12 protein-coding genes are annotated in these 18,464 nt (G+C 65.9%); 9 read left to right on the top strand and 3 right to left on the bottom strand.

What is annotated here, in order from left to right; all coding sequences use genetic code 11:
• Window positions 1–137: 137 nt before the first annotated feature.
• The 4 genes from EB836_RS11660 to EB836_RS11645 all read left to right on the top strand — a co-directional run bounded on the left by EB836_RS11660 (window position 138) and on the right by EB836_RS11645 (window position 5,955).
• Entirely contained in the window at window positions 138–1,433 is a 1,296-nt protein-coding gene (locus tag EB836_RS11660; RefSeq protein WP_135540577.1) for a helix-turn-helix domain-containing protein, read from the top strand.
• 263 nt (window positions 1,434–1,696) lie between these two features.
• On the top strand, window positions 1,697–3,610 hold the full coding sequence (locus EB836_RS11655) for a DUF3556 domain-containing protein (protein ID WP_135540575.1): 1,914 nt from the start codon (window positions 1,697–1,699) through the stop codon (window positions 3,608–3,610).
• A gap of 15 nt (window positions 3,611–3,625) precedes the next feature.
• On the top strand, window positions 3,626–5,053 hold the full coding sequence (locus EB836_RS11650; RefSeq protein WP_135540574.1) for an NAD(P)/FAD-dependent oxidoreductase: 1,428 nt from the start codon (window positions 3,626–3,628) through the stop codon (window positions 5,051–5,053).
• Entirely contained in the window at window positions 5,050–5,955 is a 906-nt protein-coding gene (locus EB836_RS11645; RefSeq protein ID WP_135540572.1) for an NAD(P)-dependent oxidoreductase, read from the top strand. The genes EB836_RS11650 and EB836_RS11645 overlap by 4 nt, the downstream gene beginning before the upstream one ends.
• 161 nt (window positions 5,956–6,116) lie before the next feature.
• On the opposite strand, the gene hutU is transcribed toward EB836_RS11645, so the two are convergent.
• Window positions 6,117–7,838 carry a urocanate hydratase gene (hutU, locus tag EB836_RS11640; RefSeq protein ID WP_135540570.1) on the bottom strand — a complete coding sequence of 574 codons (1,722 nt, stop codon included), beginning with the start codon at window positions 7,836–7,838 and terminating at the stop codon, window positions 6,117–6,119.
• Window positions 7,839–8,264: 426 nt separating this feature from the next.
• Between hutU and EB836_RS11635 the strand changes: the two genes are divergently transcribed.
• The 5 genes from EB836_RS11635 to EB836_RS11615 all read left to right on the top strand — a co-directional run bounded on the left by EB836_RS11635 (window position 8,265) and on the right by EB836_RS11615 (window position 15,104).
• Window positions 8,265–8,828 carry a dihydrofolate reductase family protein gene (locus EB836_RS11635; RefSeq protein WP_135540568.1) on the top strand — a complete coding sequence of 188 codons (564 nt, stop codon included), beginning with the start codon at window positions 8,265–8,267 and terminating at the stop codon, window positions 8,826–8,828.
• A gap of 192 nt (window positions 8,829–9,020) precedes the next feature.
• Window positions 9,021–9,914 (top strand): LysR substrate-binding domain-containing protein, encoded by an 894-nt coding sequence (locus tag EB836_RS11630; protein ID WP_135540566.1) that lies wholly within the window; start codon window positions 9,021–9,023, stop codon window positions 9,912–9,914.
• Between the two features lie 170 nt (window positions 9,915–10,084).
• Entirely contained in the window at window positions 10,085–11,311 is a 1,227-nt protein-coding gene (locus EB836_RS11625; protein WP_240689911.1) for an acetyl-CoA C-acetyltransferase, read from the top strand.
• A 575-nt stretch (window positions 11,312–11,886) separates the two neighbouring features.
• Window positions 11,887–13,323 carry a cytosine permease gene (locus tag EB836_RS11620; RefSeq protein WP_135540563.1) on the top strand — a complete coding sequence of 479 codons (1,437 nt, stop codon included), beginning with the start codon at window positions 11,887–11,889 and terminating at the stop codon, window positions 13,321–13,323.
• Between the two features lie 338 nt (window positions 13,324–13,661).
• On the top strand, window positions 13,662–15,104 hold the full coding sequence (locus EB836_RS11615; RefSeq protein ID WP_135540561.1) for a lipase family protein: 1,443 nt from the start codon (window positions 13,662–13,664) through the stop codon (window positions 15,102–15,104).
• Window positions 15,105–15,310: 206 nt separating this feature from the next.
• Here the strand turns inward: EB836_RS11615 and EB836_RS11610 are convergent, their stop codons facing one another.
• Together EB836_RS11610 and EB836_RS11605 are read right to left on the bottom strand one after the other, a co-directional pair.
• Window positions 15,311–16,963 (bottom strand): amidase, encoded by a 1,653-nt coding sequence (locus tag EB836_RS11610; protein WP_240689910.1) that lies wholly within the window; start codon window positions 16,961–16,963, stop codon window positions 15,311–15,313.
• Complete coding sequence (locus EB836_RS11605) at window positions 16,960–18,390, bottom strand: M20 family metallo-hydrolase (RefSeq protein WP_240689908.1); 1,431 nt, start codon at window positions 18,388–18,390, stop codon at window positions 16,960–16,962. Before EB836_RS11605 ends, EB836_RS11610 begins: the two co-directional genes overlap by 4 nt.
• Window positions 18,391–18,464 lie beyond the last annotated feature (74 nt).

Genomic DNA, 18,464 nt, shown 5'->3' with positions numbered 1-18,464 from the left:
TAGCCACGCGTTGACGCACGTTCACTGGGCACGGTAACCAAATCACCATCGCCATTTCGGTCAAAGATACAAACACGGCTCGCGCTTTCGTCGACTCGGCCGTCCCCACGGGCCTCAATCGGCGGTACTGTGCAGACATGGTCGATCATCTGCTCTGGCCGCCCAATGACGGGCTGAAAGCCGACAGCTCCACCACGGAGGTGCGGACCCACGCGTCGCGGATCGCTGCGGGCATGACCCCGCACATTCCCGAGCTCACACGACGGGTCTACGACTATCTGGCGACGAAGATCACCGAGCTCGGTGCCGAACCGGCTCTCCTCGATCTCCTCAGTGCAAGCATCGAGGGCAATGTCGAAACGATCCTCCACGCGCTTCAGCACGGCATCTCCTCGGACAACTTGGAACCGCCGACCGCCGCGTTTGAATACGCCAGACGGCTAGCCCAACGCGGAATCTCCGTCAATGCACTGGTCAGGGCCTATCGTCTGGGGCAGCAGAGAATGCTCCAGAGCGCCTACGATTTCGTCATCGAGGACGAGGAGCTGCCGGCGGAGCTCGTCTCTGCGGTTTTCCAGCACCTCGTCGACGAGGTTTCGGAGTACATCGACTGGATTTCGCAGAAGGTCGCTGAACTCTACGAGCAGGAACGGGAATCCTGGCTGGCCAATCGCACAACGGCCAGGGAGACCCAGGTCAGACGCATCATCGCCGGGGAGAACATCGACGTCGCGGCGGCCGAGCGGATCCTCGCCTACAGCCTCGGCGGTCGTCATGTCGCAGTCATCGCATGGACCCACCACTCGGCCCCCGACGCGAACGGTCAGCTGGATCGGTTCACCACAGCCATCAGAGACCTTGCTGGCGCGCTCGGCTCCCAGCGTACCTGCCTCATCATCGGCCGGGACCAGGACACCGCCTGGGGGTGGATCCCTGTGCCGACCGACTGGGATTACGACAACTCTCTTCGCCAGCGTGTGCCGCCGTCGGGCTCGATCCATCTGGCGATCGGCTCCGCGCACGCCTTGTCCGCCGGTTTTCGCCTCTCCCATCAGGAAGCAGAACGCGTGCAGCGCGTCTGCATCGCCGGGCGCGCTCCCGCTGAGCTGAGATCACACGACGACCGGGGTATGGCCGTTACCTCGTTGCTGGCCCAGGACGTCGAGGCTGCTCGAGTGTGGGTGAGATCGGTGCTCGGTCCGCTGGCCGATGACACCGAGGCGAATGCCCGCCACCGGAACACTCTCTCGGCCTTTCTGCGCCATGAGCTCAGCTACACGGCGACAGCGGCCTCGATGACCATGCACAAGAACTCAATCCGGTACCGGGTCGAGATGGCCGAGGCGGCCCTCGGAGTGAGTCTGACAGAGAACCGCTTGAACATCGAGTCCGCTTTGCATGCTCACCATTATCTCTATGGAACCGAGGGCTGACAGGCGGCAGCCTCACCTGGGCTGTGGCCGAGCACCACAGAGGGAAACACGCGAAAGGGGCTCCCTGTCCACGCTGATACCCGCCCGAGGGACATTCGCCACACGGAGCTTCTGGGTGAAGGACCATGTTGTATCGGGAGTACAAATTCTTCGCGGAGCTTCGGCTGAGTATCCATGGGATCCAAGACACATCCTCCCTAGGGTGATTCCAGGTCCACTTGCTCGACATCGGAGTCGGGCACCTGCCTGTGAAAGGAAGCGACATGGGACTCACAACTCCGGATGCCCCTCCGGTTGATGCTGAGACATTCGAATCCCTCCCCCTCTCGGAGAGAATCAGGGCCGTCGTCCTCCACTGGGTCGACTGCGGGTTCGGCTCACCTAAACTGTTCCACATCATCTACATCCTCAAGCTCGCCGTTCTCTACATCGGCATCGGCGTCACCCTGGCCACGCTCACCTCGGGCGTCGGCGCCCCGTGGCAGGTGGCTCAGTGGTGGAACGAGCCGATCGTGTTCCAGAAGCTCGTGCTCTGGACTTTCCTGCTTGAGACCATCGGCGTGGCCGGTTCGTGGGGGCCTTTGGCCGGGAAGTTCAAGCCGATGACGGGTGGTTGCCTGTTCTGGCTGCGGCCCGGCACCATCCGCATGCCTCCGTGGCCCGGGAAGGTTCCAGGAACCAACGGATTCAACCGCACAGTATTCGATGTGGTCCTCTATGCGCTGCTGCTCGTTGCGCTCTTCGTCCCGATCATTCTGCCGGGGGCCACCGGATCGACCGTGGCCGCCGGCTCTCCCGAGGACCTCGGGAACCTGATCAGCCCGCCGCTGATGTTCGTACCACTCGTGCTACTCGTTATCATGGGACTGCGCGACAAGGTGATCTTCATCGCCGCCCGTGCCGAACAGTACGGACCCGCCGTTCTCATCTTCGGGCTGGTTCCCTTCCTCGGCAACGGTCTCGTCGACATGATCATCATGCTCAAGCTGCTCATCTTCTCCGTCTGGGTGGGGGCCGGAGTCTCAAAGATCGGCAAGCACTTCTCCTTCGTGATCCCGCCGATGATCTCGAATGCGCCGATCATCCCGGGCAAGGCGATCAGGCGTCTGCACTATCGCAACTACCCCCACGATGTCAGGCCGTCCCATCTGGCCTCCGGCATCGGGCACATCCTCGGCACTCTCGTCGAGATCGTCACTCCGCTTGTCCTCCTCCTCTCGACGGATTGGACCCTGGCCCTCGCCGGGACACTGCTGATGATCCTCTTCCACGGGTTCATCACGAGCACCTTCCCTTTGGCGGTGCCCCTGGAATGGAATCTGCTATTCATGTACATCGCGGGGTTCCTCTTCCTCGGCCACCCCAATGGGGACGGCTATGGGCTGGGCGATGCGAGCTCTCCATGGCTCATCGTCGCCACCGTGGCCTGTCTGTTCTTCTTCCCCGTGCTCGGCAATTTTCGCCCGGACCTCGTCGCCTTCACCCCGTCGATGCGACAGTATGCGGGCAACTGGGCCTCGGCGCTCTGGGCCTTCCAACCCGGTGCCGAGGACAAGCTGCATGCCGTGAATCGTCCGACGAAGAACCAGGTCGACCAGCTGCAGGAGATGGGGTTCCCGCGAGTGGCGGCGGAGATCACGATGCTGCAGACCGCGGGCTGGCGATCGATGCACAGTCAGGGTCGCGGACTGTTCTCTCTTCTGCACCATCACGTCAACGACGTCGATCGGGCCACGATCCGTGAGGCGGAGTTCTCCTGCAACTCGCTGTTGGGCTTCAACTTCGGTGACGGTCACCTCCATAACCACCACCTCATCGCCGAACTCCAGCGTCGCTGCCAGTTCGAGCCCGGCGAGTTCGTCGTCGCCTGGGTTGAGTCACAGCCGATCCACAAGTCGACTCAGAACTACATGGTCATTGACGCGGCCGTGGGTATCGTGGAACGTGGTACCTGGAACGTTGCCGACTGCGTCAAGGAGCAGCCGTGGCTTCCCAACGGACCGATTCCGCTCAACGTGACGTGGAGGGATCCGCACTACACTTCAGCCTCCCGGGCCGCGGTGTCTTCAATGGAATCTGCTCCGCAATCCGCGGGTGCCCAGAAACCCGAGTCTGCGGCGAAGCGTCACGACCTCACCACGGAGTCGGCCCTGCAGGACGCCGCCGAGCGTGACTAGACGAGGAGCCCGAGAATGACGACCGCTGCTGTGATCGGCAGTGGACCGAACGGACTGGCGGCGGCCATCACCCTGGCCGCTGCCGACGTCTCGGTCACTGTGTACGAGGCAGATGATCACGTGGGGGGCGGCGCTCGCAGCTCCGAACTCACCCTTCCTGGTCTTGTGCACGACGACTGCTCGAGCCACCATCCCTTCGGACTGGCCTCGGAGTTTGCTCGCGTATTCCCACTGGAACAGCACGGTCTTCACTGGGCTCACACGGAAGTCGAGTTCGCGCACCCGCTCGATGACGGTCGCGGAGCCAGCGCCGTGCGATCCGTGGTGGAGACCTCACGCACCCTCGGTGCCGATGCCCAGCGATACCGGACGTTCTTCTCGCCCGTGGCTTCGCGCATGCCGACGGTTGCCGACGAGTTCCTCCAGTCCCTCATCCATCTGCCCCGGCACCCTTTCCATCTTGCGATGTTGGGCGCGCGGGCGGCACTGCCCGCGGCCGCCGTTGCGAGGTACTTCCGCACCGAGGAGGCCCGTGCCCTATGGTCGGGAGTCGCAGCGCACACCTTCGGCCCCTTCAACGCGCCGCTCTCTTCGGCGATCGGCACGTCTCTTGCCTCGGCCGCTCACTACTTCGGCTGGCCGGTGGCGGTCGGCGGATCGGGTCGGATCACCTCGGCAATGGAGTCGCTCCTTCTGTCCCTTGGCGGACGGGTTGAGACCGGACGAAGGGTCGAGGACGTTCGGGATTTGGGCAACCCGGATGTGCTCATGCTCAACACCGGCCCCGCTGAGGCGGCCCGCATCGCGGGCAACTCACTGCCGGTGCGTGCGGTGCGGAGTTTGGAACGGTGGAAGAACGGGCCGGCCGCGTTCAAACTCGCACTGGCCGTGGACGGCGGGATCCCGTGGACCTACGAACCGTCCCGGGGTGCCGGAACCGTCCATCTCTCAGGGTCATACGAGGAGACGGCGTTCGCGGAGAGCGAGACTTCCAAAGGTCGGATGCCTGAGAAGCCATTCGTCCTCCTCGCCCAGCAACATCTTGCGGACCCCGGACGTGGGAAGGGTTCACTCGTTCCGATCGACTGCTATGCGCACGTGCCACAGGGCTTTACAGGAGACGCCACCGAGTCGATCCTCGCCCAGATCGAACGCTTCGCCCCTGGATGCCGAGATCGGATCCTCGCGGTGACGCCTCGCGGGACCACTGCGATCGAATCACTCAATGCGAACTTCGTCGGCGGTGACATCCTCACCGGCCGCAAGGACCCTCTACAGTTGGTGCTCGGTCCGACACCTGGGTTCAGCCCCTACCGACTCAGCGCACCGAGCGGCGGTCGGTCAGGGATATACCTGTGCTCGGCCGCGGTGCCTCCGGGCCCGGGCGCACATGGAATGTGCGGCTATCTGGCCGCAAAACAATCACTCAAGGAGACGCAATGACCACTGACTTCAGACTCACCGAGGGCCGCGAATCTGCGGCCGTCCCGGAACGCACGCTTGCAGGCAGAACCCTCCTCATGAGCGGCGGCAGCCGTGGGATCGGCCTGGCGATCGCGCTGCGCGCGGCACGGGACGGCGCGAACGTGGCGCTCTTGGCGAAGACCGCGGAACCTCATCCGAAGCTCGAGGGCACCGTCTTTACGGCAGCAGAGGAGATCGAGGCGGCCGGTGGACGTGCCCTGCCGATCGTCGGCGATGTCCGCAGCGAGGAATCCGTCGCCGAGGCGGTCGCGCAGACCGCGGAGACCTTCGGCGGGATCGACATCGTCGTCAACAACGCCAGCGCCATCGACCTGTCCTCGACCGAGGATCTGTCGATGAAGAAGTTCGATCTCATGAACTCGATCAACTCACGCGGTTCATTCCTGCTGGCCAAGACCGCTATCCCACACCTCAAGGCCTCGGATGCCGCACATGTGCTCACGCTGTCTCCGCCGCTCAACCTCAATCCGGCATGGGCAGGCAAGCACCTGGGCTACACGATGGCGAAGTACGGAATGTCGATGGTCACGCTCGGGCTGGCCGAAGAGCTGCGCGAGGAGGGAGTCGCGGCCAACAGTCTGTGGCCGAGGACGACGATCGCGACAGCGGCGGTGAACAACCTCCTCGGCGGCGAACAGCTCATGGCACGCAGCCGCAAGCCCGAGATCATGGCCGAGGCCGCATGGACGATCCTCACCGCAGACCCGCGTGAGGTCACGGGCAACTTCTTCATCGACGACGAGGTGCTGCAGGCTCGGGGCATCACGGACCTGTCCGTCTATGCACATGATCCGTCGCGGCCCGGCTCTGTCGGTCACGGCCCCGATGACCTCGAACTCGACCTCTTCCTCGACGAATAGGGGGTACGGCTCCGGCGCCCATCAGTCCAGAGCCCGGTTCACAAAGGCCCCTCGGCGGCGCTGATCCCCGTTTCGGCCCAGAAAAAGGTGGATAGCCCAGTTTCAAACCTGGGCTACTCACCTTTTTCTGGGCTATTCAGCGTCCGGCGCGGCGGGGCTGCTTACTGCGCGGCGGATTCCTCGTCGCGCTGATCCAGTTCGGGGATCATCGGCACGCGCTGACCGCGGTCTTCGGCCACTTCGGCGGCGCGGTCGTAGCCGGCGTCGACGTGGCGGATGACGCCCATGCCCGGGTCGTTGGTGAGCAGGCGCGCCAGTTTCTTGGCGGCCAGTTCGGTGCCGTCGGCCACGGAGACCTGTCCGGCGTGGATGGAGCGGCCGATGCCGACTCCGCCGCCGTGGTGAATGGACACCCACGTGGCACCTGAGGAGGTGTTGACCAAGGCGTTGAGCAGCGGCCAGTCGGCAACCGCATCGGTGCCGTCGAGCATGGATTCGGTTTCGCGGTAGGGGCTGGCGACCGATCCGGAGTCGAGGTGGTCACGACCGATGACGATCGGGGCCGAGATCTTGCCTTCGGCGACGAGCTTGTTGAACAGCAGCCCGGCCTGGTGGCGTTCCTTGTATCCGAGCCAGCAGATGCGGGCGGGCAGGCCTTCGAACTCGACATACTCGTTGGCGGCATCGAGCCAGGTGTGGAGGTGTTCGTTGTCGGGGAAGAGCTCCTTGAGCGCGGCGTCGGTGACCTCGATGTCCTTCGGGTCGCCGGACAGTGCCACCCAGCGGAAGGGTCCGAGCCCTTCGCAGAAGAGCGGGCGGATGTAGGCCGGGACGAAGCCGGGGAATTCGAAGGCGCGGTCGTAGCCGGCCTTGCGGGCCTCGTCGCGGATCGAGTTGCCGTAGTCGAAGACCTCGGCGCCGCGGTCCTGGAATTCGACCATGGCACGCACGTGCTTGGCCATGGACTCCTCGGCGCGGAGGGTGAACTTCTCTGCGTCCTGTTCGGCCTCATCGCTCCAGTCATCGACGCTCACGCCCACGGGCAGGTAGGACAGGGGGTCGTGGGCTGAGGTCTGGTCGGTGACGATGTCGACTTCGGCGGCCTCGGGGCGGTCGAGGATCGTCGGGAGGATCTCGGCGGCGTTGCCGACGAGTCCGACGGACAGGGCCTGCTTGTTCTTCTTCGCTTCGATGACCTTGGCCAGGGCGGTGTCGAGGTCGGTTTCGACCTCGTCAAGGTAGCGCTTGGACCGGCGGCGGTCGAGGCGGGTCTTGTCGACGTCGATGATGAGGCAGGCACCGCCGTTGAGGGTCACGGACAGGGGCTGGGCACCGCCCATGCCGCCGCAGCCGGCGGTGATGGTCAGGGTTCCGGCCAGCGTTCCGTCGAAGCGTTTGCGGGCGATGGCGCCGAAGGTCTCGTAGGTGCCCTGGAGGATGCCTTGGGTGGCGATGTAGATCCAGGAACCGGCGGTCATCTGCCCGTACATCATCAGACCTTCTGCTTCGAGCTCGCGGAAGTGTTCCCAGTTCGCCCAGTCGCCGACGAGGTTGGAGTTGGCGATGAGCACGCGCGGGGCCCATTCGTGGGTGCGCATGACGCCGACGGGCTTGCCGGACTGGATGAGGAGGGTCTCGTCGTCCTCGAGGTCGTCGAGGGTGCGCACGATCGCGTCGTAGGCCTCCCAGGAGCGAGCCGCCCGGCCGGTGCCGCCGTAGACGACGAGGTCTTCGGGACGTTCGGCGACCTCGGGGTCGAGGTTGTTCATGAGCATGCGCTTGGGCGCTTCGGTCTGCCAGGACTTCGCGGTGATCTCGGTCCCGCGGTCGGCGCGGATGACGCGGCTCGGATCATGTTGGGTGAACGACGGCTTGGTGGTCATGGGATTCTCCTTGTCGCTGTGTCCGACGAGGCGGATGCTTGGCTGCCGCTTCGCCGTCGCGCCGAGGTGCGGACTCCCCTGCGCTGTCGGCTCTGACTACACCATCCATTCTGACGACCGGACAGGATTGCGGTAGTGGTCCGGACCAAGTTCTGTCCGATATTTCGGATACCTCTGGCGCATCCGACCTCCGAGGCTCACACTGAACCCACCCGCGTCCGGCCTCCGCGGCTCGCCTCGGCCCCACGCCCGCACCGACTCCGGCGCCGGCACCCGCACCCGCACCCGCACCCGCACCCGCACCGAGGCAAGCCGTCGTTCCCGCACGACCCAAGGCAAGCCGTCGTTCTTTCACGACCCGAGGCAAGCCGTCGTTCCCGCACGACCCGAGCCATTCCAGCCCACCTCCACGAAAGAAGGTCCCCGATGAGCCGCGTCGTCTACTCCCTGTCCACCTCGCTCGACGGATACATCGTCGATGGCGCAGACCGGTTCGACTGGTCCGTGCCCGACGAGGAGGTCTTCGCGCTGGCCATGGACGAGGTCCGTGGCCTGAGCGTCCATCTGCTCGGCCGCCGACTCTACGAGACGATGGTCTATTGGGAGACCGCGGACCGCGACCCCGAGCTCGACTTCGCCGAGGCAGGGTTCGGCCGTCTGTGGCGCGCCCTGCCGAAGCTCGTCTTCTCGACCACACTGGCCGAGGTCGTCGGCACCACGGAACTCGCCACCGAAACACTCGCCGAGGCGGTCGCTCGCCTGCGCACTGAGCATCCCGACGGTGAGATCGGCATCGGCGGGGCCGGGCTGGCGGCCGCGGCAGCCGATCTCGACCTCATCGACGAATACCGGATCCGCCTCTACCCGGTCCTCGTCGGCGGCGGCACCCCATTCTTCGCTCACCACGGTCGGCACTCGCCTCTTGAACTCCTCGACTCACGCATTTTCGCTTCGCAGGTCGTCTACCTGCGCTACGGCGTCAGACGCTGAGCCGCTCAGGCTCTCGACGGCGGACGGGATAGGGTGGGAGAACTCCTCGAGCGTCGCCGTGACTGCGATGCCGACGCAGCACGCGATGACCCGCGGCAAATACCATTTCTTAAAAATTTCCTCTCGATTATTGCTTATTCATGCAATAATGAGGGCATTCGCACAGCGGGGCCGCCTGATAGGGGAGAACTCATGGAGCTGCAGCAGATCCGCGCCTTCGTCGCCGTCGCCGAGGAACTCCACTTCGGCCGCGCCGCCGAACGCCTCGGCATGGCCCAGCCGCCCCTGAGCCGGACGATCCGGACCCTCGAGACCGAACTCGGCGCCTCCCTGTTCCAGCGCACCACCCGCTCGGTCAGCCTCTCCCCAGCCGGCGAGGCCCTGCTCGAGCCGGCCAAGCACATGCTCGCCACCCAGCAGGCCGCCATCGAATCCGTCCATCGCTCCTCCAGCGGCGAGGTCGGCCGCGTGCGCTTCGGCTACTCCCATCCGTCTTCCCGCGACCTCGCTGCCACCCTCGTCACGGCCTCACACGAACGCAATCCGGGCATCACCTTCCACCTCGAGTCGACCGTCTACGCCGACGAGGGCCTCGAGCGGATCATGGACGGCACCCTCGACCTCGCGCTCGTCCGCTGGCGGAAGCGCCCACCCCTCATCGCCGGACGCCCCGTGGCGATCGAACACCCCTGCGTGGCTATGCCGAACACCCACCGCCTGGCCAAGCGGAAGACCATCGACGTCGACGAACTCGCCGACGAGCCCTTCATCCTGCTGCCGGCCCGGCCGAACTCGAACCTGCGCGAGACCGCCATGCGCCTGTGCCTCGACGCCGGCTTCAACCCCCACATCATCCAGGAGGCCCCGGACTCTCAGTCGATCTCCGCCCTCGTCGCAGCCGGAATGGGCATCACGATCACCTATGACTCCGTCGCCGCAGGATACGATTCGCGGATCTCCGCCGTGCCGCTCAACCTCCCGCAGGAAGCGACTCAGCTCTTCCTCGCCCACCGCCTCGACCACCGGGATGCCGCGCTCGATACCGTCCTCGATGTCGCCGAGGCGGTCCTCCCGACCGCCCGCTGAGCCGGCCCGCTTCGCACTCATTCATTGAGACAGACCCTTGTCAGTCTCAATCCATTCGGATATGTTCATAAATCAGAACGTATTGATATCAGATTCGGTAGTGATGCCGAATGTGTCGACGACTCGCCGTCCAGGCGGGACGGCTCGATCGAAATCCAAGGGAGACCGAAGTGTCTGAAGACATCGTCATCTGCGAACCCCTCCGCTCCCCCGTGGGCGGTTTCGGCGGACAGTTCAAGAACGTGCCGCATGAGGAACTCGGCCGGCAGGTGCTCACCGCCCTGCTCGAGAAGACCTCCCTGCCCGGTGAGGTCATCGACGATGTCGTCCTCGGCAACTGCTACCCGCACATGGAGACTCCGGCGATCGGCCGCGTCATCGCCCTCGACGCCGGACTGCCGATCACCGTTGCCGGCCGCCAGGTCGACCGCCGCTGCGGCTCCGGCCTGCAGGCGATCGCCGATGCGCATGCGATGATCTCGGCCGGCTTCGCCGATCTCGTCATCGCCGGCGGCACCGAGTCGATGAGCCGTGCACCGTTCTACAATGAGGAGATCCGCTGGGGCGTCAAGGGCGGCAACGTGGAGCTCAAGGACAGCCTCGCCCGCGGCCGCCTCACCGCCGGCGGCACGGACTACCCGGTGCCCGGCGGCATGATCGAAACCGCGGAGAATCTGCGCCGTGAATACGGCATCTCCCGGGAGGACCAGGACGCCTACGCCGTGGAATCGCATCGTCGGGCCACCTCGGCGACGGAAGAGGGGAAGTTCGCCGAGGAGATCGTGCCGATCACCCTGCCGGCTACCCGCAAGACCCCGGAACAGGTCATCACCACGGATGAGCACATCCGTCCCGGATCGACGGTGGAGAAGCTCGCGAAGCTCACTCCCCTGCGCGCGAAGCTCGACGATGGGGCCACGGTGACCGCAGGCAACGCTTCGGGTCAGAACGACGGAGCGGCGATGTGCATCGTCACCACCGCGTCGAAGGCTGCCGAGCTGGGGCTGCGGGTCTTCGCTCGCATGCGCAGCTGGGCCGTGGCCGGAGTGCCGCCGAAGACGATGGGCATCGGCCCGGTGCCGGCCACCGCCAAGGCTCTCGAGCGCGCGGAGCTCGACCTGGCCGACATCGATCTCATCGAACTCAACGAGGCCTTTGCCGCCCAGGTGCTTGCCTGCACGAGCGAATGGAAGCTCACGGAGCCCGATTTCGCCGAGCGCCTCAACGTCAACGGCTCGGGCATCTCGCTCGGCCACCCCGTCGGCGCCACCGGAGGCCGCATCCTCGCGACCCTGCTGCGGGAGATGGACCGCCGCGAGTCGCGCTTCGGCGTCGAGACCATGTGCATCGGCGGAGGTCAGGGCATGGCCGCGGTCTTCGAACGCGTCTCTGCCTGAGCCGAACCGAGTCTCTGAACGACCTCGGACAGTGGGGCCGGAAACCGCATCTGCGTGGCTTCCGGCCCCACTGCCGTCCGAGGCGCGCGGCACTCGGTCGTGAAGCGCAGTTCTCGGTTGCGAAACACACCTCTCGGTCGTGAAGCGCAGTTCTCGGCTGCGAAACGCAGGCAACACCTTGACGCGGGTGACGAATTTCCGGATGAATCGTCTGGAACCTGCCTCGGCGCGACACGCGCCGGCAGTCCGCTCCGGCGGACCGGACTGACAGAGCACCGCAGAGCCGTCGTCTGACTCATCGGCCAGCCAGAGCCTGCCTTGTCAGCTGGCCGGAGCCCGCCTCGACGGCGGGCGAGGAAGACTCTGCCCCGCCGGCCGGCCAGAGTCTGCCTCGCCCGCCGGCCGGGTTCTGCCCCGCCGGCCCGCCAGGTTCCGCCCCGCTTGCCAGCCAGAGTCTGCCTCGACGGCCGGCCGGAGTGTTTCCGAAATATCGGACAGAAAGCGTGAATCGGGCCTCGTAGCACCGCGCACCTGGGTGCCACACTGTTTCTGTTCATCTTTCAAAGGAGAAACTCATGGCCGGTACGTCGAATTCGGGGATCGAGAAACGGTCCATCGAGATGGTGCCTGACGCTGAGCGTCACGGAACGCCACGTTCCCAGTTCACCCTGTGGTTCGGCGCCAACACTCAGATCACCGCGATCGTCGACGGGGCCCTGGCCGTCGTCTTCGGCGCCGATGCACTGTGGGCCATCATCGGTCTGCTCATCGGCAACATCATCGGCGGAATCGTCATGGCACTGCACTCCGCGCAGGGACCGCAGCTCGGCCTGCCGCAGATGATCTCCTCGCGTGCTCAGTTCGGCATCATCGGCGCGATCATCCCGCTCGTGCTCGTCGTGCTCATGTACATCGGCTTCGCCTCGACCGGTGCGGTCCTGTCCGGCCAGGCCGTCAACCTCATCATCGGAGTCCAGACCCCATGGGTCGGCATCGTCATCTTCGGTGCGCTCACCGCCCTGGTGGCCCTGCTGGGGTATAAGTACATCCACGTGCTCGGTCGGATCTCCTCGGTGACGGGCCTACTCGGGTTCCTGTTCATCACCTACTGCGTGCTCACACAGGTCGACGTCCCCGGTCTGATCTCGGGCTCGTCGTTCGCCTTCCCCGCCTTCCTCTCCGCAATCGCCCTGTCCGTCGGCTGGCAGCTGACCTACGGCCCCTATGTCGCCGACTATTCGCGATACCTGCCACGATCGACCCCAGCTTCGAAGACCTTCTGGTTCACCTTCGGCGGATCGGTCATCGGTTCGCAGTGGTCGATGACCCTGGGTGCGCTCATCGGAGCCGCCGCCATGACGGAATCCGGCAACCTGTTCGTCGAGAACCAGGTCGCCTACGTCGGCGACATCGTCGGCGGAGGGGTGTTCGCACTCCTCATCTTCATCGTCATCCTGCTGGGCAAGCTCACGGTCAATACGCTCAACGCCTACGGCGCGTTCATGTGCACGCTGACGATCCTCACCTCCTTCGGCAACCGGGCGACAATCCGCCGCTGGACCCGCGCGGTCTTCGTCGTCGGCATCGTCACCCTCACCGTGCTCGTGGCACTGCTCGCCTCGGCGGACTTCCTCGCGAACTTCAAGAACTTCGTCCTCACGCTGCTCATGGTCTTCACCCCCTGGAGCATCATCAACCTCACCGACTACTACCTCATCTCGAAGGACCGCTTCGACATCCCGGCGTTCTACGACCGCCGCGGCCGCTACGGAGAATGGAACTGGCGCGCACTGCTGGCCTACGGCGTCGGCGTGCTCATTCAGATTCCATTCCTCGCCCAGTCCTTCTACACCGGCCCACTCGTCGCCAAGCTCGGCGGTGCGGACATCTCCTGGCTCGTGGGCATCGTGGTGACTTTCGTGCTCTACTACGTCCTCATCCGCAACCACGGAGTCGCACCCGAGGAGACGATCTACCCGGAGGTCGAGGGGGCCGAGGCGAGGCTCAGCTGAGGACTTGGGCCCCGGTCCCGGGCCAAGCGGCCCCGGGGTCAAGCAGCCCCAGGTCAAGCGGGGCCCCTAGCCAAGCGGCGTGAAGGCCGGGAACGCGATCTCCGCACTCCCGGCCTTCACACTCACCACCCGAGATCCTCCACACGCGCGGCAACAGTGCTCGAATCCGTAAGTTACTGGTAAGTTCTACTATCGAGTAGGATCGTGATGTCCGTCACCATGCGGGCCCCGCACTACTGACGACCGCGCCGACGTCACCCTCGTTGCTGCGGTCAGTGACGCGACCACTGTCCGCGCACGCTCAATGCCGAGAGAAACGACAGAAGAGGACTACACGTATGAGCACGTCTCGTCACAGAACGCTCACCCACTCACGGCGCTTCGCCGTCCTGAGCACCGCAGCAGTCACCGGTCTGGCACTGACCCTGGGCACTGCAGCAGCACCCGCCAGCGCAGAATCACTCGCACCGCAGACGGAGCAGGAGGCCAAGGACCTCGTCGAAGACCGACAGGCCGAGGACTCCGATTCGCTGAACCGGAGCAACGTGCCCCAAGGCGTCAGCGTCCAGCAGGCCAAGGCCGCCGTCGACAAGTCCGACGCGCTCACCACCGCCGACGTCGAATACGCCGCGGCGCTGGAGGATCTCCCCGCGAATGGCGTCCCCGAGGACTTCTACGAAACGCCGGACGAGCTGCCGGACGAAGACGGCGCCGTGGTCAAGCAGGCCGAATCGGACTTCTACCTCGACCCCGTCAAACTCATCAAGCACAGCGCGAAGACGACGACGTTCATGTACAAGACCACCGACGAGCAGGGCACTGCGCGAGCCGCCACCGCCACCCTGCTCACGCCGAAGGGCGCGAGCGGCCCCGCAGACGATGCCGTCGTCATCTCCCCGGGCACTCAGGGCATCGCCGACAAGTGCGCCCCCAGCCGACAGATGGGCATGGGCACCGAATACGAGGGCATCTCCGTCGCCTCGGCCCTGGCCGCGAAGCATCCCGTCATCGTCGTCGACTATCTGGGGCTCGGCACGGAAGGCACCCATCACTACCTCAACCGCACCGAGGAGGGTCGCTCGGTCCTCGATGCGGCGCGCGCCGTCCAGCAGGTCGAGGGCAGCGAGATCGATGAGAAGACCCAGCTGCAGCTGCGCGGCTACTCGCAGGGCGGTCACGCCACGACTGCTGCCCTGGAACTCCAGAAGGAATGGGCACCCGAACTCAACGTCGCCTCCGCCTCGGCGGGCGCAGTTCCGACGGACCTGTACAAGACCGTGTCCGGCCTCTCGAGCGTCTATACGGCATTCGCGCTGTACGGAGTCGACACGTTCGCCGCGCAGGCCGACATCGATCTGTCTGAATTCCTCAACGAGAAGGGACAGGAGACGGTCGCCGAAACATCGAATCAGTGCACCGTCGAGGCGCTGCTCTCGACGGCGTTCACGGATTCGAAGTCGCTGACGAAGGACGGCAGGTCCCTCCAGGAGATCGTCGAGGAGAAATTCATGGACATTGCCGACAGGCAGCGCTTGGGCAAGGCCCCCGTGCCCGATGTCCCGCTGCTGGTCAACCACAGCCGCCTCGATGACGTCATCCCGTTCGAACAGGGCAAGGAGCTCGCCTCGACCTGGTGCCGCGCCGGTCACAAGGTGGCGTTCGAGGACAATCTCGGCCCCACACACGTCGGCGGCTACATCGCCTCGCTGCCCCGGGTCGAAACTTTCACCAGTCGCACGTTCGCGGGCAAGGCTCCCCTCGACAGCTGCTGGAGGCTGTGACCTCCCACCTCGCCGAGGCGGCTCATCCCTCCGGGGATGGGCTCACCCACCGAGGCGGTCCATCCCACCGGGGTGGGCCGCCTCGGCGACATTCACATCACGTTCGCCGAGCTCACATCACCGACCACCGCACCGGACCCCAACGGGTCGAAGCCATACACGATGACCAGGCTGACGATCCCTGCCACCAGCTCAGCCGCGCACCGTCACTCCGGCGCCAGACCCGTCCACGGCATCAGCTGTTCGATCGCGGCGGCGACCTCGAAGGCGCGGGTGTCGTCGAAAGGGTGGGCGATGACCTGGACGCCGGTCGGGATGCCGCAGCCGGCCATGCCCGAGGGCACGCCTACGATCGGCACCCGGTTGCAGATGTTGAATGGCATCGTCATGTGCGCCTGCCAGTAATGATCGAGGCGCACACCGTCGCCCGTCGTCCTCCCACCGTTCCCGCCGCTTTCGGCGGCGCTTCCGTTCCCGGCTGCCCCACCGCTCCCGGCGAAACCGGCCGCCCCACCGTTCCCGGCGGTTGCGCTCTCACCTGACCCCGCGGCCTCCCGGCCGACGCCGTCCGCGCCGATCGTGATCCCGTCGAGGTAGCTGCCGTCGGCCGCCAATCCCGCCACCGCCGAGGTGGGAGCCAGCAGCACATCGAATCCGTCCATCGCGGAGGCCAGTTCCGCCTGGATCTGCGCTTCCATCGCCAGCCCCTCATACTGAGTGCGACGCGCCGCGACCGCCTCGGCGTCGGCCATGAACCGCAGCGTGTAGTCGGCCAGGGTGTCCTCGTGGCCGCGGGTCGCCGCGCGCATGGCCGGCGCCAGCAAGTTCCCGAAGTGCGTGAACGCGGTCTCGAAGATCCGCTCAGACGTCCACGGCAGTTCGATCTCCTCGACGACGGCGCCTGCGGACTCCAGCGCCGAGGCGACCGCGCGGGTATTCGCCTCAATGTCCTTCCCGACGGGGAAGTCCCCCAAACGCACACACAGCGCGACCCTGCGTCCGCGGAGTCGATCGGCCGCCTCGGCGGGGTCGAAGTCGGCGAGGAATCCGGTTGAATCGATCGTCGCGTGATCGCTCGCGTCGAGACCGACCATGACCCGAGCCAGCAGGGCGGTGTCCGCGACGGTGCGCGCCATCGGCCCGTCCCCGCGGTACCAGTCGGCAGCCAGAGGCTGGGCACCGGGGACCCGACCGTACGGGGCCTTGAACCCGACGGTGCCGGTGAAGGCGGCCGGCAGCCTCGTCGATCCGGCGATGTCGGAGGCGGTGGCCAGGGGCGCGAACCCGGCGGCGAGCGCGGCACCCGATCCGCCCGAGGACCCGCCGGGTGAGAGGTCCGGGTTCCACGGGTTGCGGGTGACACCCCACATCGGTGAGTGCGTGATCGTTGCGCAGCTGAACTCCGGGGAGGTCGCGCGGGCATGGACGTATCCGCCGGCTCGACGGATGCGACGGATGATCGCGGCGTCCGCCTCGGCGATGGTCTCGCGTTCATGGAGGAGCCCCTGGGTCAGGCCGCGCCCGGCCAGGGCGTGCTTCTCCTTGGCGATCACGGGCAGTCCGAGCAGGGGACGGTCGGCGGCCGCCTCGGCGAGTTCGTCTGCCGTGGCGTTCGCATAGAACGCCTCGGCCTCCCGCGCCGAGGTGACCGCCTCCTCGACGACTTCGGTGACCGCATTGATGCGCTCATCTTCCGCGGTGATGCGGCCGATGAGGGATTCGAGGTACTCGACCGGGGAGAGCTGCTTCGTGCGGAACCGGTCGAGCGCCTCGGCGGCGGTGAGCGCCCAGGGCGCGGTGGAGGCGGGCGACGTCGAGGTGGGCATCGCCGAATCTGTGCGGATCTCGTCGCGGGTCATGCGCGCACCTCGGCGACGGAGGATCCGACCCAAACGGCACCGTCGCAGACCTCGGCGAGTTCGCCGTGGACGAGCTCACCGGCCACGGAGGCGAGCACGCGGACACCGCGGAGCATGTCGTCGTCGGTGGTGAACTCACGTTCGCAGTGGGAGACGCCGGCGACACTGGGCACGAACATCATCACTGCGGGCACGCGGTGGTTCATCGCCACGGAGTCGTGGCCGGCCATGGTTTCGAGGCGGCGGATGCTCAGGCCCTCGTTGGCCACGGCCTTCTCGGCGAGTTCGACGCCTTCGGTCGGGAATCGACGTTTGTCGCGGATGTCGAAGTCCTCGACATTGATGGTGATGTCGTGGGCACGGGCGATCTCGGCGATCTGCTTCTTCAGTGAGTCCCGGGCTGCCTGCACGATGGTCGGGTCGGAGGAGCGGAGGTCGGCGACCATGTGGACACGGCGCGGTACGACGATCGGCGAGTTCGGTTCGACGACGTGTTGGCCGACCGACGACACGAGGGCCTCTTCTTCGAACTCGTCGACGACTTCGGCGACGGCGAGGACGACCTTCGCGGCGGCGACGAGAGCGTCGTGCCGGTCGGCCATGGCGGTCGCTCCCGTGTGGGACTGTTCGCCGAGGACATCGATGTCGAGTTTCTGTGTGTACCAGCTGGCTTCGACGACGCCGATGTCCGTGGCCTCGCGTTCCAAGATGCGTCCCTGTTCGATGTGGATCTCGGCGTAGGAGATCGCCTCGGGCGGGGTGTCGGTGCCGGCATAGCCGATGGCGGTCAGTGCCTCTGAGACTGAGGTGCCGTCGAGGTCGGTGACGGCGAGCATCTCGTCGAGGTCGAAGAGGCCGGCGTAGACGGAGCTGCCCATGATGGACGGGGCGAAGCGACCGCCCTCCTCGTTGAACCAGTTGACGACGGCGAGATTGAACGTGGGCTGGAGACCGGATTCGGCGAACTGCTCCTTCACGCGCAGGGCCGCGAAGAGGCCGGCGATGACACCGTAGGCGCCATCGAAACGCCCGCCGAGCGGCTGCGAATCGAGATGGGAGCCGATGAGGACGTAGGGGGCGGTGTCGGTGGGGGTTGCTTTGGCGGGGTTGGTGCCGGTGGGTGGGGTACCGGTGGGGGTGGTGTCAGTGGTGGCGGGGGAAGTCGCCTCGGCGAGGGTTTCGTCGTTCTGCCCGGCGGCGTCGTCGGGGACGAGCTGGAGACAGGCGAACATGTTGCCGATCGCATCGACGCGGACCTCGAAGCCGTGGGCCACTGCCCATTCGCGCATCCAGTCACGCGTCTGTTTGTCCTCAGGCGTCAGCGCCTGCCGGTCGACGCCGCTGTTGTCCGTGGCGCCGATCGTCGCGACGTGGTGGAAGGCGGAGAGGAAGGCGGCGTCGGAAGAGGTGGCTGCCTGTTGGTTCATTGCAGATCGCTTTCTCTGGGAGAAGAGGTGGACGGTGGGGTACGGGGGGCCCGGGGGCCGCGGGCGTAGCGGGG

Source organism: Brevibacterium sp. S111, from assembly GCF_004745075.1.
Taxonomy (GTDB): Bacteria; Actinomycetota; Actinomycetes; order Actinomycetales; family Brevibacteriaceae; genus Brevibacterium.
The sequence above is the reverse complement of the archived record's forward strand: the minus strand, read 5'-3'. Positions and strand labels throughout refer to the sequence as shown.